This is a genomic window from Amphritea atlantica (genome assembly GCA_024397875.1).
Lineage (GTDB): Bacteria > Pseudomonadota > Gammaproteobacteria > Pseudomonadales > Balneatricaceae > Amphritea > Amphritea atlantica_B.
In genome coordinates, this window is record CP073344.1 from 2,519,876 (window position 1) to 2,543,552 (window position 23,677).

Sequence of the window (23,677 nt, forward strand, 5' to 3'; positions counted from 1 at the left end):
GGAACCCTTGTATGAGTGCTGATAAACTCTATATCCTCGATACCAACGTTTTACTGCATGACCCTAACTGCCTGTACGAGTTTAAAGAACAGGATGTCTCTATACCGATGACCGTCCTGGAAGAGCTGGACAGCATCAAAGACCGTAAACAAAGCGTCGCCCAGGAAGCCCGGCACGTAATCCGCACCATCGATAATATCCTCAGCGCCGCCACCCCATCCCAGATACTCAAAGGAGTACAGATTAAGGTTCCCGGAACCGAAGATACCTCACGGCTGGGTAAACTGAGTATATTTCCTGATCACGAACTCACTACCCGTCAGGGTTTCCTCCCGGATAACAAGAACAACGACAATCATATAATCAATTGTGCACTGCATCTGCAGGGCAGCGATCCCCATCGCGAAATTATTCTCGTTACCAAAGATATCAATATGCGCCTGAAAGCGATGGGCGCAGGACTGCAGAAAGTAGAGGATTATCGTAAGGACCAGCTCGTCTCCGATCTGGAACTTCTGCCCTCCGGACACTACCATATCGATGGTAATTTCTGGGAAAAAGTCGATAAGGTCAAAAGTTATCAGGAAGGCGCCAACACCTATCATAAAATCAGTCCGGATCTGCTACCGGACACCTATCCCTGCCAGTATATCTATGATGACTCTAAAGACTTCGCAGCGCGGGTAGTGTCTGTCAGCCATGAAGAGATCGTTCTGCTGGATCTCGGCTACGATAAGCTGATGCAGCAGGAGTGCTGGGGTATTCATCCGATCAATATCTTTCAGGCATTTGCCATGCAGTCGATTCAGGATCCCGCTATCGATCTGTGCCTGCTAAACGGTGCTGCCGGCTCGGGTAAAACCCTGATCGCGCTGGCCTGCGCCCTGGAGATGGTCATTGAAGAGGGGCGTTTCAACAAGATTATCGTCACCCGCTCCACCCCTCCGGTGGCAGAAGATATCGGTTTCCTGCCGGGTACCGAAGAGGAGAAAATGACGCCCTGGCTGAGCTCAATTCACGACAACCTGGAAGCGATGCACGAAGGTGATGAGCGTCCTCAGAGCAGTGTTAAATATGCCATTGAGAAAGCCAACATCCAGTTTAAGTCACTTAACTTTATTCGCGGCCGAAGCATTCAGAACGCAGTCGTGTTGATTGATGAAGCACAAAACCTGACACCGCAGCAGCTGAAAACCATTCTTACCCGCTGCGGCAAGGATAGTAAGATGATCTGTCTGGGGAATCTGGCGCAGATCGACTCTAATTACCTGACCGCGCTGACCTCGGGTCTGACCTATGTAGTCGAGCGATTTAAGGGCTTTGAAGGGGCCTCAACCATCCACTTAGAAGGTATTTTCCGTTCCAGACTGGCGGAGTACGCAGAAGAGCATCTCTGATTCGCTGAGCCGTCATTCACTCAAAGCCGCGACAGATCGCGGCTTTTTCTTGTCTCGCACTCCCCCGCAGCGCTACACTTACAGGATGATTCTACGACGCTGCTTTATCTTTCTGATCCGTACCTACCAATACCTGATCAGTCCGTTTCTGGGGCCAAACTGCCGCTTCTACCCAACCTGTTCAGCGTATACGGTTGAGGCGATCGAAACGCACGGTGTATTGAAAGGCTGTTGGCTGGGCATTAAACGCCTGGGTAAATGCCACCCCGGTCATCCAGGCGGATATGACCCAGTGCCACCGGCATGTTGCAGTGCAAATAAACCTAACCATACGGCTCCGCCTGAATAAGATTTTGGGTAACCTTTAATTGACCTGAGAAGCGAAGCCAGCTATAGCTTAACTATCTGATTTACAAACTAAGCTGTCAGAGTAAGGATCAGGATGTTTAGCTCTCTTACTGTTATTCTCACCATTACTTTGTATATGGCGGTACTTTTCGGTATCGCACAATTAGTTGAAAGACGTACACAGACTCGCGGGGAGGGTTTTAAAAGCCCCTGGGTCTACTGCCTGTCGCTGGCGGTCTACCATACCTCCTGGACCTTTTATGGCAGCGTTGGCTTTGCCGCCAGTTCCGGACTGCAGTTTTTGGGGGTCTATCTCGGTGCGATGCTGGGCATTGCATTCTGGTGGGTCACCTTGCGACGCATGGTGTTTGCCAAAGAGATTTTCCGCATTACCAGCATCGCTGACTTTATCTCCACCCGGTATAACCGCTCCGAAACCATCGCCGCACTGGTAACCCTGATCGCCCTGCTGGGTGTCCTGCCCTATATCGCTTTGCAACTGAAAGCAGTGGTCGCATCATTCCAGCTGATTACCGATCATGATAGCTCCCCCATGGGCTGGGGATTATCCGGTTTACTGATAACCCTGTTCATGGTCGCCTTTACTATCATGTTTGGTATGCGCCGTTTAGATCCCACCGAACGGCACCAGGGGATGATGACGGCACTGGCGGCCGAATGCCTGGTGAAGCTGGTTGCATTTATTACCATCGGACTGTTTGTCAGTTTCAGTCTGTTTGATGGTTTTGATGATATTACCGAGCGCCTGTTTGATGAGGGGTTTGAACGGGTAGTACAGATCAGCGGCACCGCAAACTCAGGCATCATGTGGTTGACACTGATCGTTTTAAGCTTTGCGGCAATCCAGAATCTCCCGCGTATGTTCCATGTAGCGGTGGTTGAGAATGCGGATCATAAACATATTAAAACGGCTATCTGGGTGCTGCCGTTATATATGATCCTGATCAACCTGTTCGTGGTACCGATTGCCGCCGGTGGTCTGCTGATGGGACTGCCACAGGAATCCGCCGATTATTATGTTCTGCTGCTACCGCAGCTGGCGGGAAACAACGCGCTGACACTGCTGGCATTTATCGGCGGCTTTTCGGCGGCCACCGGAATGATCATTGTAACCACCATGACCCTCTCCACCATGGCTTCAAATCACCTGATTCTTCCGGTACTGGAAAGAATGCCGGCCTGTCGCTTTATTAAACCCTATCTGCTGCAGATTCGCTGGTTACTGGCAGCGGTGATACTGTTGGGCAGTTATGGTTTTGCCATTGAGTTCACTGATTCCTATATTCTGGTGGCCATAGGACTCATTTCGTTTGTCGCAGTGCTGCAATTTACTCCGGCGCTGCTTGGCGGACTGTTCTGGAACCGCGGGAATAGTGCCGGCGCCCTGTCGGGTTTGCTGGCGGGTTTCCTGATGTGGATATATACGCTGATGGTTCCGGCATTTATCAGTCATGGCTGGCTGCCGGAATCTATTCTCAATGAGGGGTTGTATGGTTTTTCGCTGTTACGCCCTGAAGCACTGTTTGGCTTTGGTGAGATAGGCTCAATACCTCACAGTGTATTCTGGACCATGCTGGTGAATATCGGTTTCTATATCTGCGGCTCACTCCTTTACAGTCCTCATAAAGCAGAGCGAAACCTGTCCACAGAATTTCTCTGTGCAATGAAGCCCGCCCCCAGCCAAAGGGCCCGGCCTACAGGGCTGGACCGCTACATCCCACTGGATGATAAGCTGAATGAAGCCCAGACACTGCTGGAAAGTTATCTGAATCAAGACAAAACCAAGGACGCCCTGCTGCAAATCACAGAAGACCTGCAGGTCACCGGCAAAAGCCATATTGCCATTATCGAGCTACTTGAGTTCCATCGCATGCTCGAACATCTTCTCGCCGGCTCTATTGGCGCTGCCAGTGCCCATAAGGCGATGGAGAGCAATATTCGCTATAACACCCGGGAAGCCACTGACCTTAAGGCGCTCTATAGTCATCTGGTGGTCGAACTTAATCAGCAACGAATGCCCGGGCATGAAAACCTCAACGATCCTGAAACAGACAGCCAGAGCTACGGCCTGATCAATAACCTGCAAAATAAGATCAAAAAGCATGAGCAGACGATCAGTATGCAAAACAAACAGATTGAAGATCTGGAGGCCCGGCTTGAAGCCCGTTATCAGGAGATCTTCCGCACCCGACTTGAAACCCAGAAGGTGCGACAGGAAAATGAGACTCTCAAACTGCAGATTGAAAGCAGCCTGAAGATTGAAAAAGCGTTAGACGCTGAAGTGACTCAGCTTAAAAAGTAGATAAAAAAACAGCCGCATAAGCGGCTGTTTAGAAGCAAACTGATTCAGTTGCTTTCGTGCTTGTACTGATGAACATCCATCTGCGGGAAAGGAATGGAGATACCTTCCTCGTCGAAGCGCAGCTTAACGCTTTCGGTGGTATCAAACTTTACCGCCCAGAAATCACCAGACTTCACCCATGGACGCACGACGAAGTTAACACTGCTATCGGCCAGTTCAGACACAGCGATTACCGGTGCAGGCTCCTTCAGAACCCGTTCGTCACTGGTAACAATCTCTTCCAGCAGCGCCTTGGCTTTTTTCAGGTCGTCGCCATATCCGATACCAAAAACCATATCGACCCGCCGGGTATCACGGGCAGAGAAGTTAGTGATAACACCGCTGTAGATATTACCATTCGGTACAATCACCTCTTTGTTATCGCCGGTACGCATAATCGTATTAAAGATACTGATATGCTCAACAACACCGGCAACACCGGCCGCTTCGACGAAGTCACCCTCCTTGAATGGACGGAATACAATCAGCATTACGCCTGCAGCAAAGTTCTGTAATGAACCCTGCAGTGCCAGACCCACTGCCAGACCGGCGGCACCCACCAAAGCGATCAGCGAGGTTGTATCGACACCTAAACGGTCAAGTGACGCAACAATCACCACCAACAACAGCAAAATGTTGGCGATAGAGGAGATAAAGTTGACCAGGATCTCCTCCATTTTGCCTTTGCGGAGTGCTTTACCCAGCAGGTTTACCAAGACTTTTGAAACCATCCGACCGACTATAAAAATAGCCGCAGCAAGGGCGATATTAATAGCCCAGGGCAATACGTAAACATCGAAAAAAGATAGATCCATTTCCATTTCCTCTTTTGTCATAGACACTGCAAATTAAAAATATTATCTCAGAATAGACGCATTACACTCAGCGATGGAAAGAATACTGAGCGCCTCCCCTCTGTGGGCTGAAATATCTCATATTATCAGCCAAAAAGCCCGTTTAAATCAGCCATTTCCACGCTAGAATAGCCGTATGCTGCAATTCTATAAACCCTCAAAAGGTATGGCCAAATCATTGGCCAACGCTCAAAGCCAGCCCGGTAATGTATATGTCGGGTAGTTTTCAGCTGCGTGATTATCAGCGCGACGCGGTTGAGGCAACGCTGGTACATTTTCGTAAAAGTGATGCCCCTGCAGTGATCGTTCTGCCAACCGGTGCAGGAAAAAGCCTGGTCATTGCTGAGCTGGCCCGACTGGCCCGACGCAAAATACTGGTACTCGCCCATGTAAAAGAGCTGGTTGAACAGAATCACAACAAATACCTTAGCTACGGGCTGGAAGGCGGACTCTATTCCGCCGGGCTGAAACAAAAACAGAGTCATTACCAGGTCACCTTTGCCAGCGTTCAGTCTGTCGCCCGTAACCTCAAAGACTTCGCTACAGAGCATTCGCTGGTGATTATCGATGAGTGCCACCGGATCAGCGATGATGAAAACAGTCAGTACCAACAGATCTTTGCCCAGCTCAGGGAGTATAATCCCGGACTGAAACTGCTGGGGTTAACCGCAACGCCCTACCGTATGGGGATTGGCTGGATCTATCGTTATCACTACCGGGGATTCTGCCGCAGCAGCGACCCACGGCCCTTTGAACACTGCATCTATGAGCTTCCCCTGCAATATATGATCAGGCGAGGCTTTCTTACACCTCCGAAGATGGTAGACGCGCCCATCGCCCAGTATGACTTTTCTGCGCTCAACGCTAATAAAGCGGGCAACTATGCCGAAGCTGAAGTTAACCAGTTACTGATTAGTCACCCTCGGGTCACCCGGGCGATCTGCGAGCAGATCATGGAACTGGCGGCAGAACGCTGCGGGGTAATGGTGTTTGCGGCAACCGTCAAACATGCCCATGAAATATGCGGCTACCTTCCGGATGGACAAACCGCGCTGATTACCGGTGCCACCCCCAGTGCTGAACGGGATCAACTGATCAGTCGCTATAAAGAGAGAAAAATAAAATATCTGGTCAATGTCGCGGTTCTGACCACCGGTTTCGATGCCCCCCATGTGGATTTTATCGCAATCCTGAGACCCACCCAGTCCGTCTCCCTGTTTCAACAGATCACAGGCCGCGGGTTGCGACTGGCAGAGGGCAAAAAGGACTGCCTGGTAATGGACTACGCCGGTAACGGTTTCGATCTTTTTGCACCCGAAGTGGGACAACCGAAACCGGATAGCAGCAGTATACCGGTGCAGGTATTCTGCCCCCTGTGCGAATTTGCCAATATTTTCTGGGGCAAGACCGATGAGGAGGGCAATATTATTGAGCACTATGGCCGGCGTTGCCAGGGCTTAGTCCAGCGGGAGCATGACACCCTGTCTCAGGGCAAAGCAGTACAGTGCGATTACCGTTTTCGGTTTAAAGAATGCCCTCAGTGCAATGCGGAGAACGATATTGCGGCGCGTAACTGTCACCAGTGCGGCCACGCCATCATTGATCCGGATGATCAGTTGAAAGCGGCCCTTAAGCTGAAGGATGCGATGGTGATCCGTTGTGCCGGCATATCCATGACCGAATCAAATGGCCGACTCCGGGTGATCTATCATGATGAACAGGGGGAAGAGCTGAGTGAACTGTTTGATCTGCACAACAGCAAGCAGCGCAAGCGATTTAACGATCTCTTCGGCCGCCGCTTTGCTCATAGCTTAGCGCCACAGCAGTTCAATTCAGTAGATGAAGTATTAGCGGAATCACAGCTGTTTAGCGCCCCGGATTTCGTTGTTGCCCGCAAGTCCGGACAGTACTGGCGGGTACAGGAGAGAATCTTTGATTATCAGGGTAACTACCGTAAAGCGAATCAGCTATAAACCCTGCTCTGATGCTTAAACAGCCTCTGCCCGGTCCGGTAACCAACGCAGGGAATCAAACAGAGCCTCAATAACTTTCAACCGCGGAGTATTGCGGTGACGGATAAACTGGGTCGGCACCACGGCAACCTCATCCGGCAGGGTTTCGAAGGTCAGACTGTTACGATAGATCGATAGTTCTACGACATTGCGGGGCATCAGCGTCACACCCAGTCCCTGAGCCACACATCCGAGAATTCCCTCAAGGGTGCCCAGCTCACTCAGACCATAGCGGTTATTCTGATAGTCACGGGACCACTGCAGTGCTTTTTGCCGATACACGCAACCCTCCCGGAACAGCACCAGATTATCAGCCGCAGCAACTGTTTTCGGCTTAACTAACACCAGCTCCTGGCTCATCACATCCACACTGATCAGGTCGGGATGACTGATCGGTCCGCCAACAAAGGCACAATCGATATGGTGCTCCAGCACCGCTCTGAGTAACTCGGCAGTGGTTGTAGCGGTGACTTGCGGTTTCAGCTTTGGACAACTCTCCCTCAGTGCCCCAAGCAACTGCGGCAGATGGGTTGCGGTGAAAGATTCCATTGCGCCGATTTTGATCTCAGCAGCACCTTTATCGGCCAGCCTGACCGCCATCCCCGCCTGCCGCTCCAGTTGCAGAATCTGTTGAGCATATTCCAGCAGAATCACACCCGGACGGGTTAACTCAAGCCCCCGGCCCTTGCGGGAAAACAGCTTGACGCCCAGCTCCTCTTCCAACCGCTGAATCCGCGTGGTGACATTAGACTGGACAGTATTCATCTGCTTTGCCGCCGCCAGAATACCGCCCTCTTTAGCGACCTTTTCAAAGGTTTTCAGTGCTATCAGTTCCAACTTAGTCTCCAGCAAACAAGGTCAACAGACAGTATACAATCCAATCAACCATTCTCAATTTAAGAACTATTTGTTCTCAATAATTCGTTTGTGATGAATCATATTAATATATACGCTTATAAATAAACATCAAGATACCCAGAGCTCTATGAACATAAGCGATGACAGACAACACCTTAAAGTACTGGGCTCCGGTCTGCTCGGGCTGATTCTTACCATTGGAATCGCCCGTTTCTGCTATACCACTCTGCTGCCGGCAATGCAGGCAGAGGCGGGACTCAGCGATCTGGCCGGAGGTTATCTGGCCACCATTAACTATATCGGCTATATGTGTGGAGCCCTGCTGGCTGCCACTATTGGCAACCTGAAAATCAAAGATCTGCTCTACCGTGCAGGTCTTATAACGGCAGTGATTACCACTCTCGGTATGGCATTGACGGACAGTGTCTGGCTCTGGGGTGTGTTACGGTTTTTCTCCGGTCTGAGCAGTGCCAGCGGCATGCTGATCAGCGCCGGTCTGATTATGAACTGGTTACTGCGTAACGGTCACCGGCCTGAACTGGGTATCCACTATGCTGGCGCGGGCCTGGGCATAATTGTCAGCGGTTTAGCCGCCGAGCTGATGATCGGTCACCTCGACTGGAGAGCTCAGTGGCTGGCTGTGGGACTGATCGGATCACTGATTGCTATCCCCGCGTGGCGCTGGCTGCCCCGCCCGGATACCAGCCACCAAACCTCTTCTGGTGAGAAGCTACAGGATAATCCGCCCAGCCGGCGTTGGTTTTTACTACTGGGTATCATGTATTTCTGCGCCGGCTATGCCTATGTCATCAGTGCCACCTTTCTGGTGGCGATCGTCGAAGCCCAGCCAGCATTGCAGGGGGATGGCCAGATCGTGTGGATCTTCGTCGGACTCAGCGCGACTCCTGCGGTTATTCTGTGGGACAGAGTCGCTCGCAGACTGGGAGAGCTCAACGCTCTGCTGATTGCGTTTCTGATTCAGATTGTCGGTATCATCCTGCCTGCCCTGAACGATAATCTCGGAGTGGTGTTAACCAGCGCTGCGCTTTATGGCGGCAGCTTTATCGGTATTGTCAGCCTGGTACTGGCGATGGCGGGCCGTTTCTACCCCACCAAACCCGCAAAGCTGATGGGCAGGCTGACACTGCTCTACGGTATCGCCCAGATCGGCGCACCCGCCATTGCCGGCATAATCGCCGACAGAGGCGGCAGCTATGCCGACTCGCTCTACATCGCCGCCGCAATCTCGGTATTAGGTGCCGGTATGATTTTGATACTGAAAGCCGGTGAACAGCGGGAACAGGCACTGAGAACGGCATAAAAAAACGGCTCAAAAGAGCCGTTGTCTGATGAATCGTAAGGTTAACTGACTAACCAGACCTCCCGCGCCCACTCCCAGACAGTGGTCCACTCCTCAACCTCACCACTCTCCGGTGTCCAGTAAACAACTGAGCCTTCAATCGTCACGGCATAAAAACCACCGTCATGGGCACAGATTGGCGTTTGTTCACGGGACAATCCGATCGACCAGGCGTAGGCCGCAACTTCTGGCAGATGAGTATGGGAGGATGGATCAGCCACCGTGACCGGTTCTATTGAACCGCAGATCACATCACTGACCGTGAGCAGAAACTCTTTGAAGTCAGGATATAGCGGTACGCAGATCTCCTCCTCCGCCGCGACGACATCATCAAAATCCGGCAGATCCAAAGGGGTTACGACTTCGATATTGGCATCGCGCAGTGCATCAATTACATCTTGCATACATGTCCTACATTACTCACTGGCTTAAATGAAGCCGATTGTATCAGAGCAACTCAAGCATAGCTTCAGCACTACTCACTTCAAAAGTCTTCGGTTGTTCAACATTCAGTGCGGTCACTACGCCATCTTCAATGATCATTGCATAACGGCGTGAGCGAACCCCTCCAAATGAACCGCTGTCCATATCCAGGCCCATCGCTTTCGTCAGGTCAGCACCGCCATCGGCAATCATGGTGATCTGCTCAGCATTCTGAGTGTCGGCCCATGCCTTCATCACAAATGCATCATTAACAGAAAGGCAGGCGATAAGATCAACACCTTTACTGAAGATATCATCCGCTTTAACGATATACCCTGGCAAATGAGACGCAGAACAGGTTGGCGTAAAAGCACCCGGCAGCGCAAACAACACGACTTTTTTATCGGCAAACAGGTCCTCAGTACTCACCGCAGAGGTCTCGCCAGCGAAGATAGTACTGACACTGATAGCCGGAATTTTATCACCTACTTGAATCATAATAGTTACCTGCAAAAATGTTATTGAGTGCCTGATTATACAGACCAACATAGAACCCGGATCATCCGGTATTTCAAGCTATAAAGGAAGAGTAGCAGCTAAACAAACAATACAGATAAACCTGAAGAAAAGATTCATACAAAGGGCACTGTGTTCGCAAAGCCAAAAGACAACGGAAAGTTAGGGGATTATTATTTTTGCGCCGCGTCCATCGTCGCCGCTCTTTTCGCCGCCTCGCTCTGAAGGTAAACACTCATCTGTTTGCCAAACTGCTTTACCTCGTCGGGACGAGCGGGGACTCTGGGAGTTTCCAGGCTTGAATCAGGAGAGTTGAAATCAACGGATTCAGCAGGCGCCTCAGCGTTTGGAGCCATCTGTTTAATGACCAGAAGTCCGATGATCAGTAGCGCAATTATCATTACGATTAATTTCATCAAAGCCTCCATTGTTAATGACCGCAACCAAACTACTCATCAGTTTATCAAACATATCACACAGCACAGCACTCCCTGCCAGATAAAGTGTTACCTAACATACGTTATCGATCTCTCAATCGCCACAGGCTTAACATAAGGGGATTGATCGGTAGCCCTGACAATAACCGCTTTCGATACTTGAGACGTTATAAACCGAAACCTAACCTCAGCAACATAAAGAACAACATCCCTGCGACAATAGTTGTCAGCAGATCCTTGCGCCAGAATGAGATCAGGGCAGCGAATACTCCGGATATCAACCATGGGTTATCCGCTTCCAGCCACAACTCGCCCCGGGGGAGCAACAGTGCAGGAACGATTATCGCCGTCAGCACCGCAGGTGGAACGAAGTTCAGGGCGGTCGTCAGCCAGGGTGGAAAACGAACCCTGCCCGCAACCCCGAACAACACATAACGAACGCTGAAGGTCACCAGAAACATACCGACAATCAGCAGGAATTCAGTCATGGACGACCTCCTGAGCTAACCGCCGCTTGAGCAAGAGGTGCAGCGATAACCCCGTAGCGATACCGCATAACGCAGCCACCATCAATCCAAGCTTGTGTGGCAGACCGAGGGTCGCCATCGCGATAGCACCGGAGACAATCACTGCACCCCACATCGGTTTATGCTTCAGATAGGGCACCACCATGCCGATGAAGGTGACCGACATCGCAAAATCAAGCCCCCAGCCGGTCATATCGGGAAAAATCTCACCCAGCGCGATACCGATACCGGTGCAGAGAATCCAGTTGCTGTACATCGCCAGCCCCGACCCCAGGTAAAACCAGTGTGCATGTTCTGTATCGTCCTGTAGCAGGAAGCGGTTACTGACCGCGGCAAAGGTTTCATCGGTCAGACCAAACGCCATCATTACCCGCCAGCGATGCGGCAGATGACCAACTTTGGGTACCAGATTAGCGGCATAAAGGATATGCCGCAGGTTGACCACAAAGGTGGTCGCTATAATCACTGGGACGGCAGCCCCCGCTGCCAGTAACCCCAGCGCAATAAACTGCGCAGAGCCTGCGAAAACAAACACTGACATCGCCAGCGCACCCAGAGCAGATAACCCACTCGGCCCGGCAAGGGTGCCGAAGATAATACCAAAAGGAATAGCCCCGATAATCAATGGCAGCGTCGCTTTAGCCCCTTCCAGCATCTCCCTGCGCTTAATAGAAGCGGTGTCCTGATCCATAACCTTACAGCTCATGGCCGCAAACTCAGCGTCATATAGATATCAGCCCTTTCATAATAGGACCCCCCTTCTGGGTGGGGTACCTGCCTGAACCCCAGGTTTTGATATAACTGCAGCGCCCGTTCAAGTTTACCTGAGCTTTCAAGAAACACTTCCGAGGCCCCCCTCTCCCGGGCCTTATCTAACGCAGCCATCAACAACCGTCGGCCGACACCCACAGTCTGCCAGGCCTCATCCACGCCCATTTTTGCAATTTCAAAACGTTCATCGGTATGCCTGACCAGCGCCACGCAACCCACCACCTGATTATCTGCCGTGTTACGGGCAAACCAGATATACCCTCCCCGGGCGAGGTAATATGCCTCAGGATTATTCAGCGCTTCGCGATCTCTCTCTGTCACTTGTCCATCAAAGTAACGATTCAACCAGGCCATATTCAGACGCCGAAAATCAGCCCGCAGCTCAGCATCCCAGCCCTGAATCACTATATTCTGCCCCTCATTACGACGTTCAAGCTGCTGAACAACCGGTGTATACAGCCCCTGTTGCTGCAACACCGCCTCAAACTCTTCGAGAGATGCCAGAAGCGGATGCTGCTGGGAACTGATCAGCGAATCGAGTTGCGCCTGGATCGCGTTCCAGACCGGCGCTATCTGCTCCAACAAAGACTCACTTTTTAGCGTCAGGGTGAGTAACTGACGCCTTTCATCTTGCGGGTCAGTCGTCTTACTCAGCCACCCTTCCTGCTGCATCTTACGGGCAATTTTGCTGATAGCCGGATGACTGACCCCCAGTTTCTCGGCCGCCTCCGTTACCGTCATTGCGCCTTGCTGATGGAGCATATTAAACAGCGGAAAAAATGTGGGGTTCAGCTCTATCCCCTGACTCTGATACAGGCGAATAACATCCTGAACCAGACGGTCCGATAGACGTTTCAAGCGGCTTCCCAGTGACAGGCTGCCAAAACTTTTCATGTAATCCATATAACTCAACCCAGGCGCACTAAATAAAGAGGCTCTAAATAACGAAGCTTTTAACAAAAAAGCTCTTAACAACGCGATTCTTAAAACGGAAACTCTTAATGGAGAGACTTTAAAAACCAATTACGTAACTAGTTACGCAATTTACTATAAAAAAGGGGATTGTGCATCCCCGAAATAGTTGGGTGAATCGTAGGACCCGATTTTCCCGATCTGTCAGCCTCAAAAAAGATCAGGAAATCAACATCCCTACATGCACCAGCATTGGTGATATTCCGATCACCAAACCGGCTACCACCATCAGAACAGTTGAAACAATACCGATAACCTCAACACCTTGCTCTTCATGTACCATGAGTCACTCTCCAGATATGTTTTTACGTTACAACGTACATAGCAGGAACAGGGCCAACTCACTATAAGCATTAAATATCAAACACTTACTTCAAAAACAGCAAGCAGACTCACGCCCTTACCGCTTTCAAAAATGCCACATATGTCAAAGAAAATGACGTTTTTGACAAATAATCTGCGTATTACAACCATCAGTCATCCCCGGCCGATCCGGCACTTTAATCAACTAACCAACATTGAATCAGGGGTCAGATATCTGACCCGAACAGAACTCTCGCTGTGAAATAAATCCAGAGCAGACAGTTCAGCTGAGATACAGGCAGATCGAATAAGAATAGTTTCAGATAAGAAACTAAATACTACGGAAGATACGCCGATAACATTGCTAATAGTCAGGGAGATCTGAGTCAGTTGAAATAGGGATTACGCAAGCTCCGGCAGATGTTAATGATCGGCTTCGAGGTGCACTATGCCTGAACACTACTTACGTCATCCGGCAGAGATTCCAATCCTGCTGTGCACGATACAAGAGTCTCGGCCCCAGAATCTGCGCCAGCAGTTAAACAGAGACTTCAGTCCGGGTGGGCTCAGCTGCCTTTCAGAAGCGTATATAACGCCGGGCTCCGCTATCGAAATAAGCGTCAGACTTTCTCACCCCGGCATGTCGGCTAACGGTCATGTCATCTGGTGCCAGCAGGAACAACCCGGTTTTCTTCTTGGCATTGGTTTCGATGACCCTGATCAGGCCTACAGCGTCCGCATGATTGAGCAGATCTGTCAGATTGAAAGCTACCGGCTAAAGCAACTCAGAGATGGCCGCCAGCTCTCAGGTGAACAGGCAGCCGTTGAATGGATCAGGCTGCACGCGGCAGATTTTCCCGCCATCGGGCAGCTGCAATGATTAGCCTACAACATTCTTAAATATGATGTTCTGCAATAAAGTCATGCAGTGAATCGTAGCTCCAGTCACTGCCGTCAGGATGCTTATGGTCATGCTCATTAAGCTTTTCCATCATCTGCTTTACATTATCTCCCTTCTTACGCAGCCCCTGAACAAAATGCACCGCCTCATCAATCCGCTGCTGCATCTGTGCATCCACGCCACCGTCCCGCTCACCCTTTTTACGGATGCTAACTTTAATTCCCGGTTTCATGCTATGTTTCTCCTTCACGCTCGACTTTTCTATAACGTTACCCCAGCACTCAGCAACTGAAAAGGGGCAGATTAAAATGCAGTTAAAAGAACGGACTCTGAACCGGCCATTTACCCTTATCCTGATCGGTTTAATACTCTTAAGCGCTGGCTGTCAGCATATTACCAAAACTCAGGGGATAAATGAGCCCGCCACCGACGGGAAAACCGTTCCTGCTGACCAGACGGCCCATTCTAAACCGACTGAGCTCCACCCCCTGAACGGTAAAATTATCGCCATCGCCACTGGCGAACCAGTCAGCCAGGCGGAACTGATCGAAACACTTCGTCATCGCCGCCTTGTGCTTGTCGGAGAGAAACACGATAACCCTGAACACCACGCGCGTGAGCTACTACTTCTGCAGGCCCTTCAAAACGGTCCCAAAACGCGGCTGGTGCTGGAGATGCTGGACGAGCAACAGAGCGGGAATATCAACACTCTGAGCAGCGCAAGCAGCGATACCGAAATCCGCAAACAACTCAACTGGAATGATCGTAACTGGCCCTGGCAGGATTATGGACCACTGATCAGTACTGCCCTGAAAAATGGCAACCAGCTCAGGACAGGCAACCTGAGCAAACCGGTATTAATGCAGATCTACCAGAGCGGCGTGCCGGATCAGCCACGCCTGAGTACAGTCAGCGAGATTCCAGAGGCCATCAGAACAACAATCCGGCAACAGGTATATGAAAGCCACTGCCGGACGATGCCGATAGATCAGATGGGACCGATGACTGATATTCAGATCAGCCGGGATGCCAGCATGGCGTACGCATTAACCCATCAACTCGGGGAACAGATGCAGGCGCTTCTGATAACCGGGGCGTTCCATGCCAGAAAAGACACCGGGGTAGCGCAGCATCTGCAAAAACTCACTTCTGAAGCGGTTACCTCAATCCTGCTGACCGAGACCGATGAGGCAATCAAAACCGTTGGTGATGCTGTTAAATTGAATACAGGAGTAACAGATTATGTCTGGTTTACTTCCAGATCAGAGGAGAAAGACTACTGCGCAGCGTTGCAACAGCAGCCTCATCAGAAAGACCGTTAGTCTTCGCGGCTGGTGACTTCCAGCAGGTGATAACCAAACTGAGTACGGACAGGTCCCTGTACCTCACCCACTGGTGCGGAGAAGACGACTTTATCGAATTCAGCAACCATCTGCCCTGGACCAAAACTACCCAGGTCACCGCCCTGCGCGCCCGATGGGCAGCTAGAGTGTTTCTTAGCCAGATCAGCGAACTCAGCACCCGCTTCAATTTGTGATTTAAGATCAGCGCACTGAGTCTCACTGCTTACCAGAATGTGTCGGGCCGTTGCACGTGCCATAAATAAAACTCTCTATGTCAGTTGATAGTGCGCACAGGATCCCTTTTTTCGCTATCCTCTGCAACCCCTGAGAGGCGATTGACGTTATCAGTAATACTGATATGCTTGCCCAATGGAACTGGCCCGAATCAACCTCAACCTGCTGATCTCACTGTACTATCTTTTGCATAGCAAAAGTGTCACAGCCGCTGCGGCCGCCCAGCATATCAGTCAGCCGGCAATGAGCAGAAACCTGAGCCAGCTACGGGAGATCTTCAGCGACCCGCTGATGGTGCGGGTGGGCAACACAATGCACCTGACACCGCGGGGAGATCAGCTCTGGCAGCAACTCCCCGAAGCACTCAACCATCTTGAAAGCCTGCTTATTCCCGGGCAGTTTGAAGCGGCAGGTTATATCGGTGAATTCAATATCGCCACCACCGATTTTATTACCCACGACCTGCTGCCGCCGCTGATGGCCGAACTGCAACAGGACGCCCCCGGGATCAGCCTGCACTTTCACCTCTGGCACTCGGGAATGATGGAAAGTCTGCGCCAGGGGCGGATGGATCTGGCTGCCTGTATTCTGGATACCGTACCCGATGATATCTATGGTAAAAAGTTGGGCAGTGATAGCTACAGCTGCCTGATAAACCAGAACCACCCACTCGCTGAGCACAGATTATCACTGTCAGACTATATCGGTGCTGAACATATCGGCATCAGCGCTGGCGGTGATAAAATTCGCGCGGTGGATGAGGCGCTGAATAAACTGAACCAGCAGCGCAAGATGAAACTGACGGTCCCCTTTATTCACTCAGCGATGGCGATAACCAGCCGCGCCAATTATATTCTGACCCTGCCCACCCGCATCGCACTTCAGCTAGGCCCGGTATACGGGCTCAATTTCAAAGCGCTACCGGAGCAACTGGTCATTCCCGCCAGCAACTATTATCTGATCTGGCACCAACGGCTTCAGGGTGATCCGGCTCACCGCTATCTGCGGGAGCGGATGTTGCACAGCCTGGCCGAATAACCCCCTCTTGTGAAAGAAAAGCGGCTCCAACCTTCGCATCAAGGTCATAACTAAAGCTGATAACCATTATCCAGAATCGATATTCGCTTATCCCCGACCCCGTCTCTAGAATTCACGCCATTAACCGATGGAACACTCTGATGACTGAATGGCTGATCTTTACCGGTGTGATGCTGCTGGGGGCGATGCTCCCGGGTGCAAATACCGCAATTATTTTACGCAACACACTGCAAGGCTCACGACGCAGGGGGTTTATCACTGCCCTGGGGCTGGCAACTGCGCTGACCATTCATGTCATTCTGTCAGTGATCGGGCTGGCAGCCCTGATTGAGAGCATCCCGGCGCTTTATACGGCCATTCGCTGGCTTGGCAGTGCCTATCTGATCTATCTGGGTGTGGTGTATCTGGCAACCCGATCCGACGCCAAAACAGAGAGTGCTGAAAAAAGCAGCGGTCATCCGTTTATTGCCGGAATGATGGTGAGTCTGTTTAACCCGAAGCTTCTGATTATGTTTGTGGCGATCTTCAGTCACGTGGTGGCAGAGATTCAAAGTGTTACCATGCAGGTTTTATACTGCGCCACCCCGATACTTGTCGAGCTTAGCTGGCTGAGCATGATTATCCTGCTGCTGAGCCGCCCGGCTATCCAGCGCTGGCTTAAACGGGTACGGGTAAAAATCGAAAGACTGATCGGCGGCGGATTGGTACTGCTGGGCATCAAGCTGGGGCTGGGCTAAACGGATCACCCACCCCGCTTGTCGACCTCACTTATCGGTCCCTCTGATAGACCCCAGTTTAAACCTGCTGCACAGGGATCGCGTCCTGCGCCCGGACCGCTTTAGCCTTCTGCTTATTCTGAGAAAGCGCAATGGCACACTGATCATCATTATTCAGAATAACGATGCATTCCATGCACTGAATACATTCATCGTAATCGACACTGCCGTCGCGGTTGATGGAGTCGATTTCACAACGTACTTTGCATAACTGGCAGGGACTGCCGCACTCAGCCCGGCGGTGCAGCCAGCGGAACAGACTGAATCTGCCCAGCACCGCCAAACCGGCCCCCAGCGGACACAGATAGCGACAGAAAAACTTATGGATAAACATTCCGGTGACTAACAGCAGCAACGCATAAACAACAAAAGGCCAGCTACGGATAAAGGTCAGGGTGATTGCGGTTTTGAAGGGTTCAAGTTCCGCCAGTCGTTCCGCCAGACTGACTGACCAGAATGCGCTACCCAGCAGTACCAGCAGCAACAGATACTTCAGTTTTTGCAGCTTTTGATGCATTGCCGGAGGAATTTTTACCTGCTTCAGTTTCAACAGACCTCCCACTTTCGCCGCAATCTCCTGCAGCACACCAAAGGGGCAGAGCCAGCCACAGAAGACCCCCCGCCCCCAGAGGAACAGTGTAATAAACACATAGGTCCACAGCACAAAAAGCACCGGGTCTAACAGGAACACCTCTATATCAAAGCCTTTCACCAGCTGCAGCAACAGGGTGTATATATTAACGACCGAGAGCTGACCCTGGGCGTAGATCCCGATAAAGCCCAGCGTAAACAGCATCACTCCCCAACGAACCCGGTGAAATAAACGACTGTGGGCTGATAAACGGTGTTGCCAGATAAACGTGGCGGTCACCACCAGCAGGGTCAGCACCAGACCGGTGATCTGCACCCAGCGATCCAGCCATAACCGCTGCCATAACGGCAGGGGTTTAACCTCCTCTGTCACGGTAATATCAAACAACTCAGCCGGCAGTTGATAGCTGTCCTCAAACTGAGCCTGATCACGGATAAGGTGATTACGCGGCAGATCAAGATCCAGCGTCAGGTGCATCGGCTGGGAAGGATCAAAGCCCGACTGGGCTTTAATCCTGAACACCCGCAACTCTTCAAAGTCGGGGGCATCGGCCGGTAGCTGCGGCTGTGTGTTGTCAAAGAAATCCAGATCGCGAATATCCACTGGCAAACCGTTCTGAGACATCCCTAGTCGGCTGGGCACCGTGCCCCGGCGAAACTCAGGCTCAAGAAAACCATATTCCCCCACTGACGCGACCAACAGCGCATGCTCACCGGGCCGCAATACCGACAACAAACGCTCAAACTCCTGTTCACCCAGTATATTTTTCCCGGTCACCGGGGTGTTCAGGTAAGCATAATAATAACGCCCCGGCAGATCAGACTCCGTCAGTGCCTGCCGTAGCTCCGGGTCCTGATAATCCTCCAGCGCCAGCGGAAAGCCCTGCTGCAACTGATCTGCAGATACCGTCCAGTGGCGCAACAAAGCACTGCTCTGCAGTTGCTGCCAGCTATAGGGCTGGAAAACATCTTCTCTAACGGTAACGGTCGGCGGGCGCTCAAAACCCTCAAGATAAGCACGGGCGACCTGCAGCGCGGCAGATAACACCGTATCATTCATCACCAGCACTGAGACGGTGGCTTTGGTGACACCATCGATATAGACCGTCGCGGAACCGTCCTGATCCTGCCCGCTATGACGACTATCCACAATAACCCGTTTATCAACCGTCAATCCCTCATACTGACGGATAAACTCAACCATCGGCTGCTCGCCCAGACCATGCATGAAAATCGGCTCATGGTGATTGAGTATTTTTATTTTCACTATTTTACCGGAGGCATCCAGTCCGATCAGAAGATTGATCCGTTCCCCCGAAAAGCCGGGAAGGTTGGTCAGATCATTGGTTTCGAAGACATAACCTAACAACTGATCGAGCTGATAAACAGGCACGACCGAGGGATTTTCCAGGGAGTCGCCAATACGGGTCAATTTTGGAAAGATTGTCCGGATCTCAGTTTCAGACACCTGTGCCAATGCTAAGCCGCTCGAAAGCAGCAGACAGAAAAGCAACACTGTTCTGAGAAAAGCATTAAATGGCATATAGAAACTCCACGGGTTAACTATTAATAGTCCGTAAAGTTCTTATCCCCATCCATACTACTTTGCGTCTGTTCAACCTACTACTTTAGCGTCAGATCACCTGTAGAATCCGTTGCCGGATCCAGCGGCACATCGGGTCACGGTGATGCCGCTCATGCCAGTAAAGATAAAAACTGATTGGTGCAGACTGCAGTTCGTCGGGGACCGGTTTGAGAACAATATTGCGCCCCAGAGCGATTCGCTGAGCAACGATCTGTGGCAGATAGAACAACAGATCTGAGGTTTCACAAAAATCCGCGGCCGTCATAAAGTTGGACAGGCGCAGCGCCAGATGCCGTTTACGGTTCATCTGAGCCAACCGCTGATCAATATGTCCCGCCCCCTGCCCTGTCATTGAGACTAACCCATGACTGGCTGAGAGATACGCATCGAGTGTCAGGTTTTCCGCTGCCAGTGGATGATCCGCAGCCATCATACACACAACCCCCGACTGTGCGATCAGCAGACGGCGGTACTGGCCCTCACCCTGTTGCGGCTCCATGCCGGTCAGACTGAAATGAACATCGCCTCTTTCCAGCAGTTCAAAATGATTACGCGGCTCGGTACGCACCTCCAGACGCATTTTCGGGGCCTCCGAGCGCAGCACTTTCATCAATGGCGAGACAAAACACGCCACTTCCAGATCGAGCCCATAGACCCGCACCACATCTTCCGCTTCGGCAGGAATAAATTGCGGCTCAGCAATAAGCTGCTCCATGCCACTGAGAAGCACCTGTAACCGGGGGAGAATATCAGCCCCCCGGGCACTCAGATCAAAGCCGTGAGCCGTTCTCACCAGCAACGGATCATCGAAGGTGTCCCGCAACCGCTGCAATGCACGGCTGACCGCAGGCTGACTCATATTCAACAGCTCTGAAGCACGGGTAACATGCCGGGTTTCCAGCAATCGCTGCAATACCACCAACAGATTCAGATCAACAGACCTTAGATTCACTTCACGCATAACAACCATCACAACAATGCATTAGATGAATTCATTATGAATCATTACAGTAACCATGACTACGGGAGAACAGCCCGCCAACACATTTTAACGAGGTATTATTTATGTCTGATCAGGTAAAAGTAGCAGTCGCTTATCATAGTGGGTACGGACACACTGAAGTGCTGGCCCAGGCAGTTGCGGCTGGCGCAGAAAATGCGGGTGCCGTAGCGGTAACAGTGTCTGTCGCGGATGCGGATACAGTGAACTGGGATGCACTGGCTGAAGCTGATGCCATTATCTTTGGCTCTCCAACCTATATGGGTTCCGTCAGCGGTCAGTTTAAAACCTTTATGGATGCCAGCTCAAAGGTATGGGCTGAAGGGGGCTGGAAAGATAAACTGGCGGCAGGTTTCACCAACTCCTCCAGTCAGAGTGGCGACAAACTCAATACACTGCAACAGATGTCTATCTATGCAGCGCAACAGGGAATGATCTGGGTTAGCCTGGGCATAATGCCCGGCAATAACAGCAGCCAGGGATCAACGGAAGACCTCAACCGTCTCGGTAGTTTTCTCGGCGCGATGGCGCAGAGCAATGCTGATGAAGGCGCAGAGGTTACACCGCCTCAGTCTGACAGAGATACCGCTCAGGCACTGGGTGCTCGGGTTGCAGCCGCAGCAAAACGCTGGAAACAGTAACAACCGGATAAGATGACAGGCGGTTCATGCCGCCTGTCACCGATGGAGCCGCAGTACTGAGCAGCAACCTGGCCCGGCGAAGTATCACTAAACCAACACGGTTTCGTACGCTTTATGTACTCGTGCGGTTAATCTGCTTTGGACGCCCATCGCTACCGATCGCCACAAAGGTAAAACTGGCCTCTGTCACCTTTTCTATCAACTCACTATGGTGCCGTTGCACCCAGGTTTCCACATGAACCACCAGTGACGTATTACCGTAGCGGACCATTTTACAGAAACAACTGACATCATCACCGATATTAACCGGCTTATGGAAAGTCATCGCATCAACCGCCACAGTCACAACCCGGCACTTTATCTCCTGTGAAGCAAAGCTGCCACTGGCCAGATCCATCTGCGCCATAATCCAGCCGCCGAAGATATCACCGTCCGGATTTGCATCTCCCGGCATTGCAATGGTTCTGAGTGAAGGCCGACCTTCCGGCATTTTTGACATGGTGACTCCAAAATTACACTGACAGGCAGAACGGCCTGAAAAGATTAGACAGATATTAAAGCAAGATATGCAGGTCCGATACTAAAGATCAGGAAAGTCAGACCTGCTTCAGCTTCTCAGACAGCTGAGCCAGCAGCCCCTCAGGATGATTATCGACCAGCAAAAAGTCCCGATACTCATCCCGGATAAACTCCTGATCCGCAGCATGGACAATAAAAGCCAGAAGATTATCGAAGTACCCCTCAATGTTCAACAAACCAAACGGCTTATGATGAATACCAATCTGCCGCCAGGCCCAGACCTCAAACAGCTCTTCCAGAGTACCGGTGCCACCGGGCAGTGCAATAAACGCATCCGCCAGCTCCATCATCACCGCTTTTCGCTGATGCATATCCTCGACGACATGCAGCTCGCTCAGACCCACATGTACCTGCTCCCGGTCAACCAGCACCTGAGGCATCACACCACACACATGGCCACCGGCTTCCAGCACACCATCGGCAACGCTACCCATCAGCCCGATGCTTGAACCACCATACACCAGTTCAATATTCTGCCGGGCCATCAGGTTACCCAGCTTTCGTGCTTCGCTTTTATAGGGCCCCTCTGCTGGTCCGGACGAGGCTCCACAGTACACCGCAATTCTCATATTAATGATCCGCACAGATTTTGTTGTCGATATCACTATTCAACAACAGTGCGCCGGGAGAATAAAGGGAAAAACGCCGAAGCGAGAATAACCACCGATGAATGATCACGGCTAGGGATGCAAGCAATCAGTAAGCAAGCGCCGTGTTGGCACCGGCGCTTATAAAAGAACAAACATTCATTCAACTTCCCCGGGCGACGATCAAATCCGCTGTTGATCTGGAGCTAAAACCCGATGTCCGATATAGTTCACAACCTGAATGCGACATAAGCAGGGTAAACAACATGGCAGGATCTTTACAGGATCAGCTTCTAAAAGCGGGTCTGGCAAACAAGCAACAGGCTAATAAAGCAAAAGCTGAGAAGCGCAAGAAAACCAAACAAGCAAAAGCCGTAAAGAAAGGCGAAGTCTTTAAGGATCAGGAACAGCTGGAGCGGGAACAGGCGATCGCCGCCGCAAAAGAGGAAAAACTCGAGCGAGACCGGGAGCTGAATCGTCAGCGGGAAGATGAACTCACCCGTCGCTCTATCGATGCTTCCTGCCTGCAGATGCTGCAGCAGAATAGCGTTCACATGTCCGCTGAGGGCGATGTTGAGTATAACTTCGTTGATGGAACGACCATCAAGAAGCTCTATGTCACCAAGACCCTGCAGGAACAACTGGCTAAAGGTAATCTGGCGATCGCTTCAGGTAAGAGCGGTTATACCCTGATTCCGGCAGGCGTTGCTGACAAGATAAGCGAGCGCCGCCCAGAGCTGATTATCAGTCGACAAAAGGTTGAAGAGATTGATCCGGATGACCCTTATGCTGACTTCCAGATCCCTGATGACCTCATGTGGTAGCGATACAGTTCACCTTTAAGAGACTGACAATGCCCCGCCTCAGAGACACCTGAGGCGGGACACGCAGCAGAACATCTCCCCCGCGCCGTCAGAGCGCTAAAGCAGCGAGGCAAGGCACAACCCTTTGCATCCCCCTCCTGCCTGAATGGGTAGCGTATACCCACACTCAGCCCCCTATTCAGATCGGTATTTTTCAATACCAACGACGCCGCTGAGCAGAGGCAGACAACATGAAGCGGTCGAATATGAGCAGTGATCACAGTTGTGAACAGTGTTTATCCGCCTTAACTTAACCTTAACTTCGGTGTAAAAAAATCAGGATAAAATAATCCTGAGCCATTACCTGACGTTTAAAGGCCACAACAAAAAAGAAAAACACCCTTTAAATACAACAAGTTAAAACAATAATTCGATTTAAAAATAACGCTTTTACTATTT

Annotated in this window: 25 protein-coding genes; 11 read left to right on the forward strand and 14 right to left on the reverse strand. The window is 51.2% G+C overall.

Going from position 1 to position 23,677, the window contains the following annotated elements:
- Positions 1-11 precede the first annotated feature (11 nt).
- From KDX31_11630 to KDX31_11640, 3 genes are all read left to right on the forward strand, one after another.
- Complete coding sequence (locus tag KDX31_11630; protein UTW02010.1) at positions 12-1,397, forward strand: PhoH family protein; 1,386 nt, start codon at positions 12-14, stop codon at positions 1,395-1,397.
- A gap of 85 nt (positions 1,398-1,482) precedes the next feature.
- Positions 1,483-1,746, forward strand: a complete 264-nt coding sequence (yidD, locus tag KDX31_11635; GenBank protein UTW05381.1) for a membrane protein insertion efficiency factor YidD — start codon at positions 1,483-1,485, stop codon at positions 1,744-1,746.
- A 93-nt stretch (positions 1,747-1,839) separates the two neighbouring features.
- Positions 1,840-4,068: a hypothetical protein gene (locus KDX31_11640; GenBank protein UTW02011.1), complete on the forward strand. Its 2,229-nt coding sequence runs from the start codon at positions 1,840-1,842 to the stop codon at positions 4,066-4,068.
- Between the two features lie 44 nt (positions 4,069-4,112).
- Here KDX31_11640 and KDX31_11645 read toward each other — a convergent pair whose 3' ends face one another.
- Complete coding sequence (locus KDX31_11645; protein ID UTW02012.1) at positions 4,113-4,922, reverse strand: mechanosensitive ion channel; 810 nt, start codon at positions 4,920-4,922, stop codon at positions 4,113-4,115.
- A gap of 251 nt (positions 4,923-5,173) precedes the next feature.
- Between KDX31_11645 and KDX31_11650 the strand changes: the two genes are divergently transcribed.
- Positions 5,174-6,934 carry a DEAD/DEAH box helicase gene (locus KDX31_11650; protein ID UTW02013.1) on the forward strand — a complete coding sequence of 587 codons (1,761 nt, stop codon included), beginning with the start codon at positions 5,174-5,176 and terminating at the stop codon, positions 6,932-6,934.
- A 15-nt stretch (positions 6,935-6,949) separates the two neighbouring features.
- On the opposite strand, the gene KDX31_11655 is transcribed toward KDX31_11650, so the two are convergent.
- Complete coding sequence (locus KDX31_11655) at positions 6,950-7,810, reverse strand: LysR family transcriptional regulator (GenBank protein UTW02014.1); 861 nt, start codon at positions 7,808-7,810, stop codon at positions 6,950-6,952.
- Between the two features lie 148 nt (positions 7,811-7,958).
- Here KDX31_11655 and KDX31_11660 point away from each other — a divergent pair, with 148 nt between their 5' ends.
- Positions 7,959-9,152, forward strand: a complete 1,194-nt coding sequence (locus KDX31_11660) for a YbfB/YjiJ family MFS transporter (protein ID UTW02015.1) — start codon at positions 7,959-7,961, stop codon at positions 9,150-9,152.
- Between the two features lie 41 nt (positions 9,153-9,193).
- Here KDX31_11660 and KDX31_11665 read toward each other — a convergent pair whose 3' ends face one another.
- The 6 genes from KDX31_11665 to KDX31_11690 form a co-directional block, all read right to left on the reverse strand.
- A complete protein-coding gene (locus tag KDX31_11665; GenBank protein ID UTW02016.1) occupies positions 9,194-9,595 on the reverse strand; it encodes an SMI1/KNR4 family protein in 402 nt (133 codons plus the stop codon).
- Positions 9,596-9,638: 43 nt separating this feature from the next.
- On the reverse strand, positions 9,639-10,112 hold the full coding sequence (locus tag KDX31_11670; protein UTW02017.1) for a peroxiredoxin: 474 nt from the start codon (positions 10,110-10,112) through the stop codon (positions 9,639-9,641).
- Positions 10,113-10,303: 191 nt separating this feature from the next.
- Positions 10,304-10,546: a hypothetical protein gene (locus KDX31_11675; GenBank protein ID UTW02018.1), complete on the reverse strand. Its 243-nt coding sequence runs from the start codon at positions 10,544-10,546 to the stop codon at positions 10,304-10,306.
- Between the two features lie 188 nt (positions 10,547-10,734).
- Positions 10,735-11,055 carry an AzlD domain-containing protein gene (locus KDX31_11680; protein UTW02019.1) on the reverse strand — a complete coding sequence of 107 codons (321 nt, stop codon included), beginning with the start codon at positions 11,053-11,055 and terminating at the stop codon, positions 10,735-10,737.
- Complete coding sequence (locus tag KDX31_11685; GenBank protein UTW02020.1) at positions 11,048-11,800, reverse strand: AzlC family ABC transporter permease; 753 nt, start codon at positions 11,798-11,800, stop codon at positions 11,048-11,050. The genes KDX31_11680 and KDX31_11685 overlap by 8 nt, the downstream gene beginning before the upstream one ends.
- Positions 11,797-12,768 carry a bifunctional helix-turn-helix transcriptional regulator/GNAT family N-acetyltransferase gene (locus KDX31_11690; protein UTW02021.1) on the reverse strand — a complete coding sequence of 324 codons (972 nt, stop codon included), beginning with the start codon at positions 12,766-12,768 and terminating at the stop codon, positions 11,797-11,799. Before KDX31_11690 ends, KDX31_11685 begins: the two co-directional genes overlap by 4 nt.
- Before the next feature lie 820 nt (positions 12,769-13,588).
- Here KDX31_11690 and KDX31_11695 point away from each other — a divergent pair.
- The gene (locus KDX31_11695) at positions 13,589-14,020 is read left to right on the forward strand and encodes a PilZ domain-containing protein (GenBank protein UTW02022.1); all 432 of its coding nucleotides are present in this window, start codon (positions 13,589-13,591) and stop codon (positions 14,018-14,020) included.
- Between the two features lie 16 nt (positions 14,021-14,036).
- Here the strand turns inward: KDX31_11695 and KDX31_11700 are convergent, their stop codons facing one another.
- On the reverse strand, positions 14,037-14,273 hold the full coding sequence (locus KDX31_11700; GenBank protein UTW02023.1) for a hypothetical protein: 237 nt from the start codon (positions 14,271-14,273) through the stop codon (positions 14,037-14,039).
- A 76-nt stretch (positions 14,274-14,349) separates the two neighbouring features.
- Between KDX31_11700 and KDX31_11705 the strand changes: the two genes are divergently transcribed.
- Entirely contained in the window at positions 14,350-15,363 is a 1,014-nt protein-coding gene (locus KDX31_11705) for a ChaN family lipoprotein (GenBank protein ID UTW02024.1), read from the forward strand.
- On the opposite strand, the gene KDX31_11710 is transcribed toward KDX31_11705, so the two are convergent.
- Positions 15,360-15,641, reverse strand: a complete 282-nt coding sequence (locus KDX31_11710; GenBank protein UTW02025.1) for a peptidylprolyl isomerase — start codon at positions 15,639-15,641, stop codon at positions 15,360-15,362. The genes KDX31_11705 and KDX31_11710 overlap by 4 nt on opposite strands.
- A 112-nt stretch (positions 15,642-15,753) precedes the next feature.
- Between KDX31_11710 and KDX31_11715 the strand changes: the two genes are divergently transcribed.
- Entirely contained in the window at positions 15,754-16,656 is a 903-nt protein-coding gene (locus tag KDX31_11715; GenBank protein UTW02026.1) for a LysR family transcriptional regulator, read from the forward strand.
- A 140-nt stretch (positions 16,657-16,796) separates the two neighbouring features.
- On the forward strand, positions 16,797-17,393 hold the full coding sequence (locus KDX31_11720; protein ID UTW02027.1) for a LysE family translocator: 597 nt from the start codon (positions 16,797-16,799) through the stop codon (positions 17,391-17,393).
- Between the two features lie 58 nt (positions 17,394-17,451).
- On the opposite strand, the gene KDX31_11725 is transcribed toward KDX31_11720, so the two are convergent.
- Entirely contained in the window at positions 17,452-19,566 is a 2,115-nt protein-coding gene (locus tag KDX31_11725; GenBank protein ID UTW02028.1) for a 4Fe-4S binding protein, read from the reverse strand.
- 91 nt (positions 19,567-19,657) lie between these two features.
- Positions 19,658-20,569 carry a LysR family transcriptional regulator gene (locus tag KDX31_11730; protein UTW02029.1) on the reverse strand — a complete coding sequence of 304 codons (912 nt, stop codon included), beginning with the start codon at positions 20,567-20,569 and terminating at the stop codon, positions 19,658-19,660.
- Positions 20,570-20,673: 104 nt separating this feature from the next.
- On the opposite strand from KDX31_11730, the gene KDX31_11735 reads away from it, so the two are divergent.
- On the forward strand, positions 20,674-21,249 hold the full coding sequence (locus tag KDX31_11735; GenBank protein ID UTW02030.1) for a flavodoxin family protein: 576 nt from the start codon (positions 20,674-20,676) through the stop codon (positions 21,247-21,249).
- Between the two features lie 112 nt (positions 21,250-21,361).
- Here KDX31_11735 and KDX31_11740 read toward each other — a convergent pair whose 3' ends face one another.
- Positions 21,362-21,748, reverse strand: a complete 387-nt coding sequence (locus KDX31_11740; protein UTW02031.1) for an acyl-CoA thioesterase — start codon at positions 21,746-21,748, stop codon at positions 21,362-21,364.
- Positions 21,749-21,845: 97 nt separating this feature from the next.
- Complete coding sequence (locus KDX31_11745; GenBank protein UTW02032.1) at positions 21,846-22,397, reverse strand: TIGR00730 family Rossman fold protein; 552 nt, start codon at positions 22,395-22,397, stop codon at positions 21,846-21,848.
- Positions 22,398-22,681: 284 nt separating this feature from the next.
- Between KDX31_11745 and KDX31_11750 the strand changes: the two genes are divergently transcribed.
- Positions 22,682-23,239, forward strand: coding sequence for a DUF2058 domain-containing protein (locus tag KDX31_11750; GenBank protein UTW02033.1), 558 nt, complete (start codon positions 22,682-22,684; stop codon positions 23,237-23,239).
- The last annotated feature ends 438 nt before the right edge of the window (positions 23,240-23,677 follow it).

Bases quoted from the DNA above. Each gene is read 5' to 3' on its own strand.
- KDX31_11695 (UTW02022.1), top strand. From the start codon at position 13,589: ATGCCTGAACACTACTTACGTCATCCGGCAGAGATTCCAATCCTGCTG.
- KDX31_11745 (UTW02032.1), bottom strand. From the start codon at position 22,397: ATGAGAATTGCGGTGTACTGTGGAGCCTCGTCCGGACCAGCAGAGGGG.
- KDX31_11725 (UTW02028.1), bottom strand. From the start codon at position 19,566: ATGCCATTTAATGCTTTTCTCAGAACAGTGTTGCTTTTCTGTCTGCTG.
- KDX31_11690 (UTW02021.1), bottom strand. From the start codon at position 12,768: ATGGATTACATGAAAAGTTTTGGCAGCCTGTCACTGGGAAGCCGCTTG.
- yidD (UTW05381.1), top strand. From the start codon at position 1,483: ATGATTCTACGACGCTGCTTTATCTTTCTGATCCGTACCTACCAATAC.
- KDX31_11710 (UTW02025.1), bottom strand. From the start codon at position 15,641: ATGGCACGTGCAACGGCCCGACACATTCTGGTAAGCAGTGAGACTCAG.
- KDX31_11630 (UTW02010.1), top strand. From the start codon at position 12: ATGAGTGCTGATAAACTCTATATCCTCGATACCAACGTTTTACTGCAT.
- KDX31_11700 (UTW02023.1), bottom strand. From the start codon at position 14,273: ATGAAACCGGGAATTAAAGTTAGCATCCGTAAAAAGGGTGAGCGGGAC.
- KDX31_11645 (UTW02012.1), bottom strand. From the start codon at position 4,922: ATGGATCTATCTTTTTTCGATGTTTACGTATTGCCCTGGGCTATTAAT.
- KDX31_11685 (UTW02020.1), bottom strand. From the start codon at position 11,800: ATGAGCTGTAAGGTTATGGATCAGGACACCGCTTCTATTAAGCGCAGG.
- KDX31_11640 (UTW02011.1), top strand. From the start codon at position 1,840: ATGTTTAGCTCTCTTACTGTTATTCTCACCATTACTTTGTATATGGCG.
- KDX31_11730 (UTW02029.1), bottom strand. From the start codon at position 20,569: ATGCGTGAAGTGAATCTAAGGTCTGTTGATCTGAATCTGTTGGTGGTA.
- KDX31_11715 (UTW02026.1), top strand. From the start codon at position 15,754: ATGGAACTGGCCCGAATCAACCTCAACCTGCTGATCTCACTGTACTAT.
- KDX31_11735 (UTW02030.1), top strand. From the start codon at position 20,674: ATGTCTGATCAGGTAAAAGTAGCAGTCGCTTATCATAGTGGGTACGGA.
- KDX31_11740 (UTW02031.1), bottom strand. From the start codon at position 21,748: ATGTCAAAAATGCCGGAAGGTCGGCCTTCACTCAGAACCATTGCAATG.
- KDX31_11720 (UTW02027.1), top strand. From the start codon at position 16,797: ATGACTGAATGGCTGATCTTTACCGGTGTGATGCTGCTGGGGGCGATG.
- KDX31_11675 (UTW02018.1), bottom strand. From the start codon at position 10,546: ATGAAATTAATCGTAATGATAATTGCGCTACTGATCATCGGACTTCTG.
- KDX31_11705 (UTW02024.1), top strand. From the start codon at position 14,350: ATGCAGTTAAAAGAACGGACTCTGAACCGGCCATTTACCCTTATCCTG.
- KDX31_11650 (UTW02013.1), top strand. From the start codon at position 5,174: ATGTCGGGTAGTTTTCAGCTGCGTGATTATCAGCGCGACGCGGTTGAG.
- KDX31_11660 (UTW02015.1), top strand. From the start codon at position 7,959: ATGAACATAAGCGATGACAGACAACACCTTAAAGTACTGGGCTCCGGT.
- KDX31_11680 (UTW02019.1), bottom strand. From the start codon at position 11,055: ATGACTGAATTCCTGCTGATTGTCGGTATGTTTCTGGTGACCTTCAGC.
- KDX31_11670 (UTW02017.1), bottom strand. From the start codon at position 10,112: ATGATTCAAGTAGGTGATAAAATTCCGGCTATCAGTGTCAGTACTATC.
- KDX31_11665 (UTW02016.1), bottom strand. From the start codon at position 9,595: ATGCAAGATGTAATTGATGCACTGCGCGATGCCAATATCGAAGTCGTA.
- KDX31_11750 (UTW02033.1), top strand. From the start codon at position 22,682: ATGGCAGGATCTTTACAGGATCAGCTTCTAAAAGCGGGTCTGGCAAAC.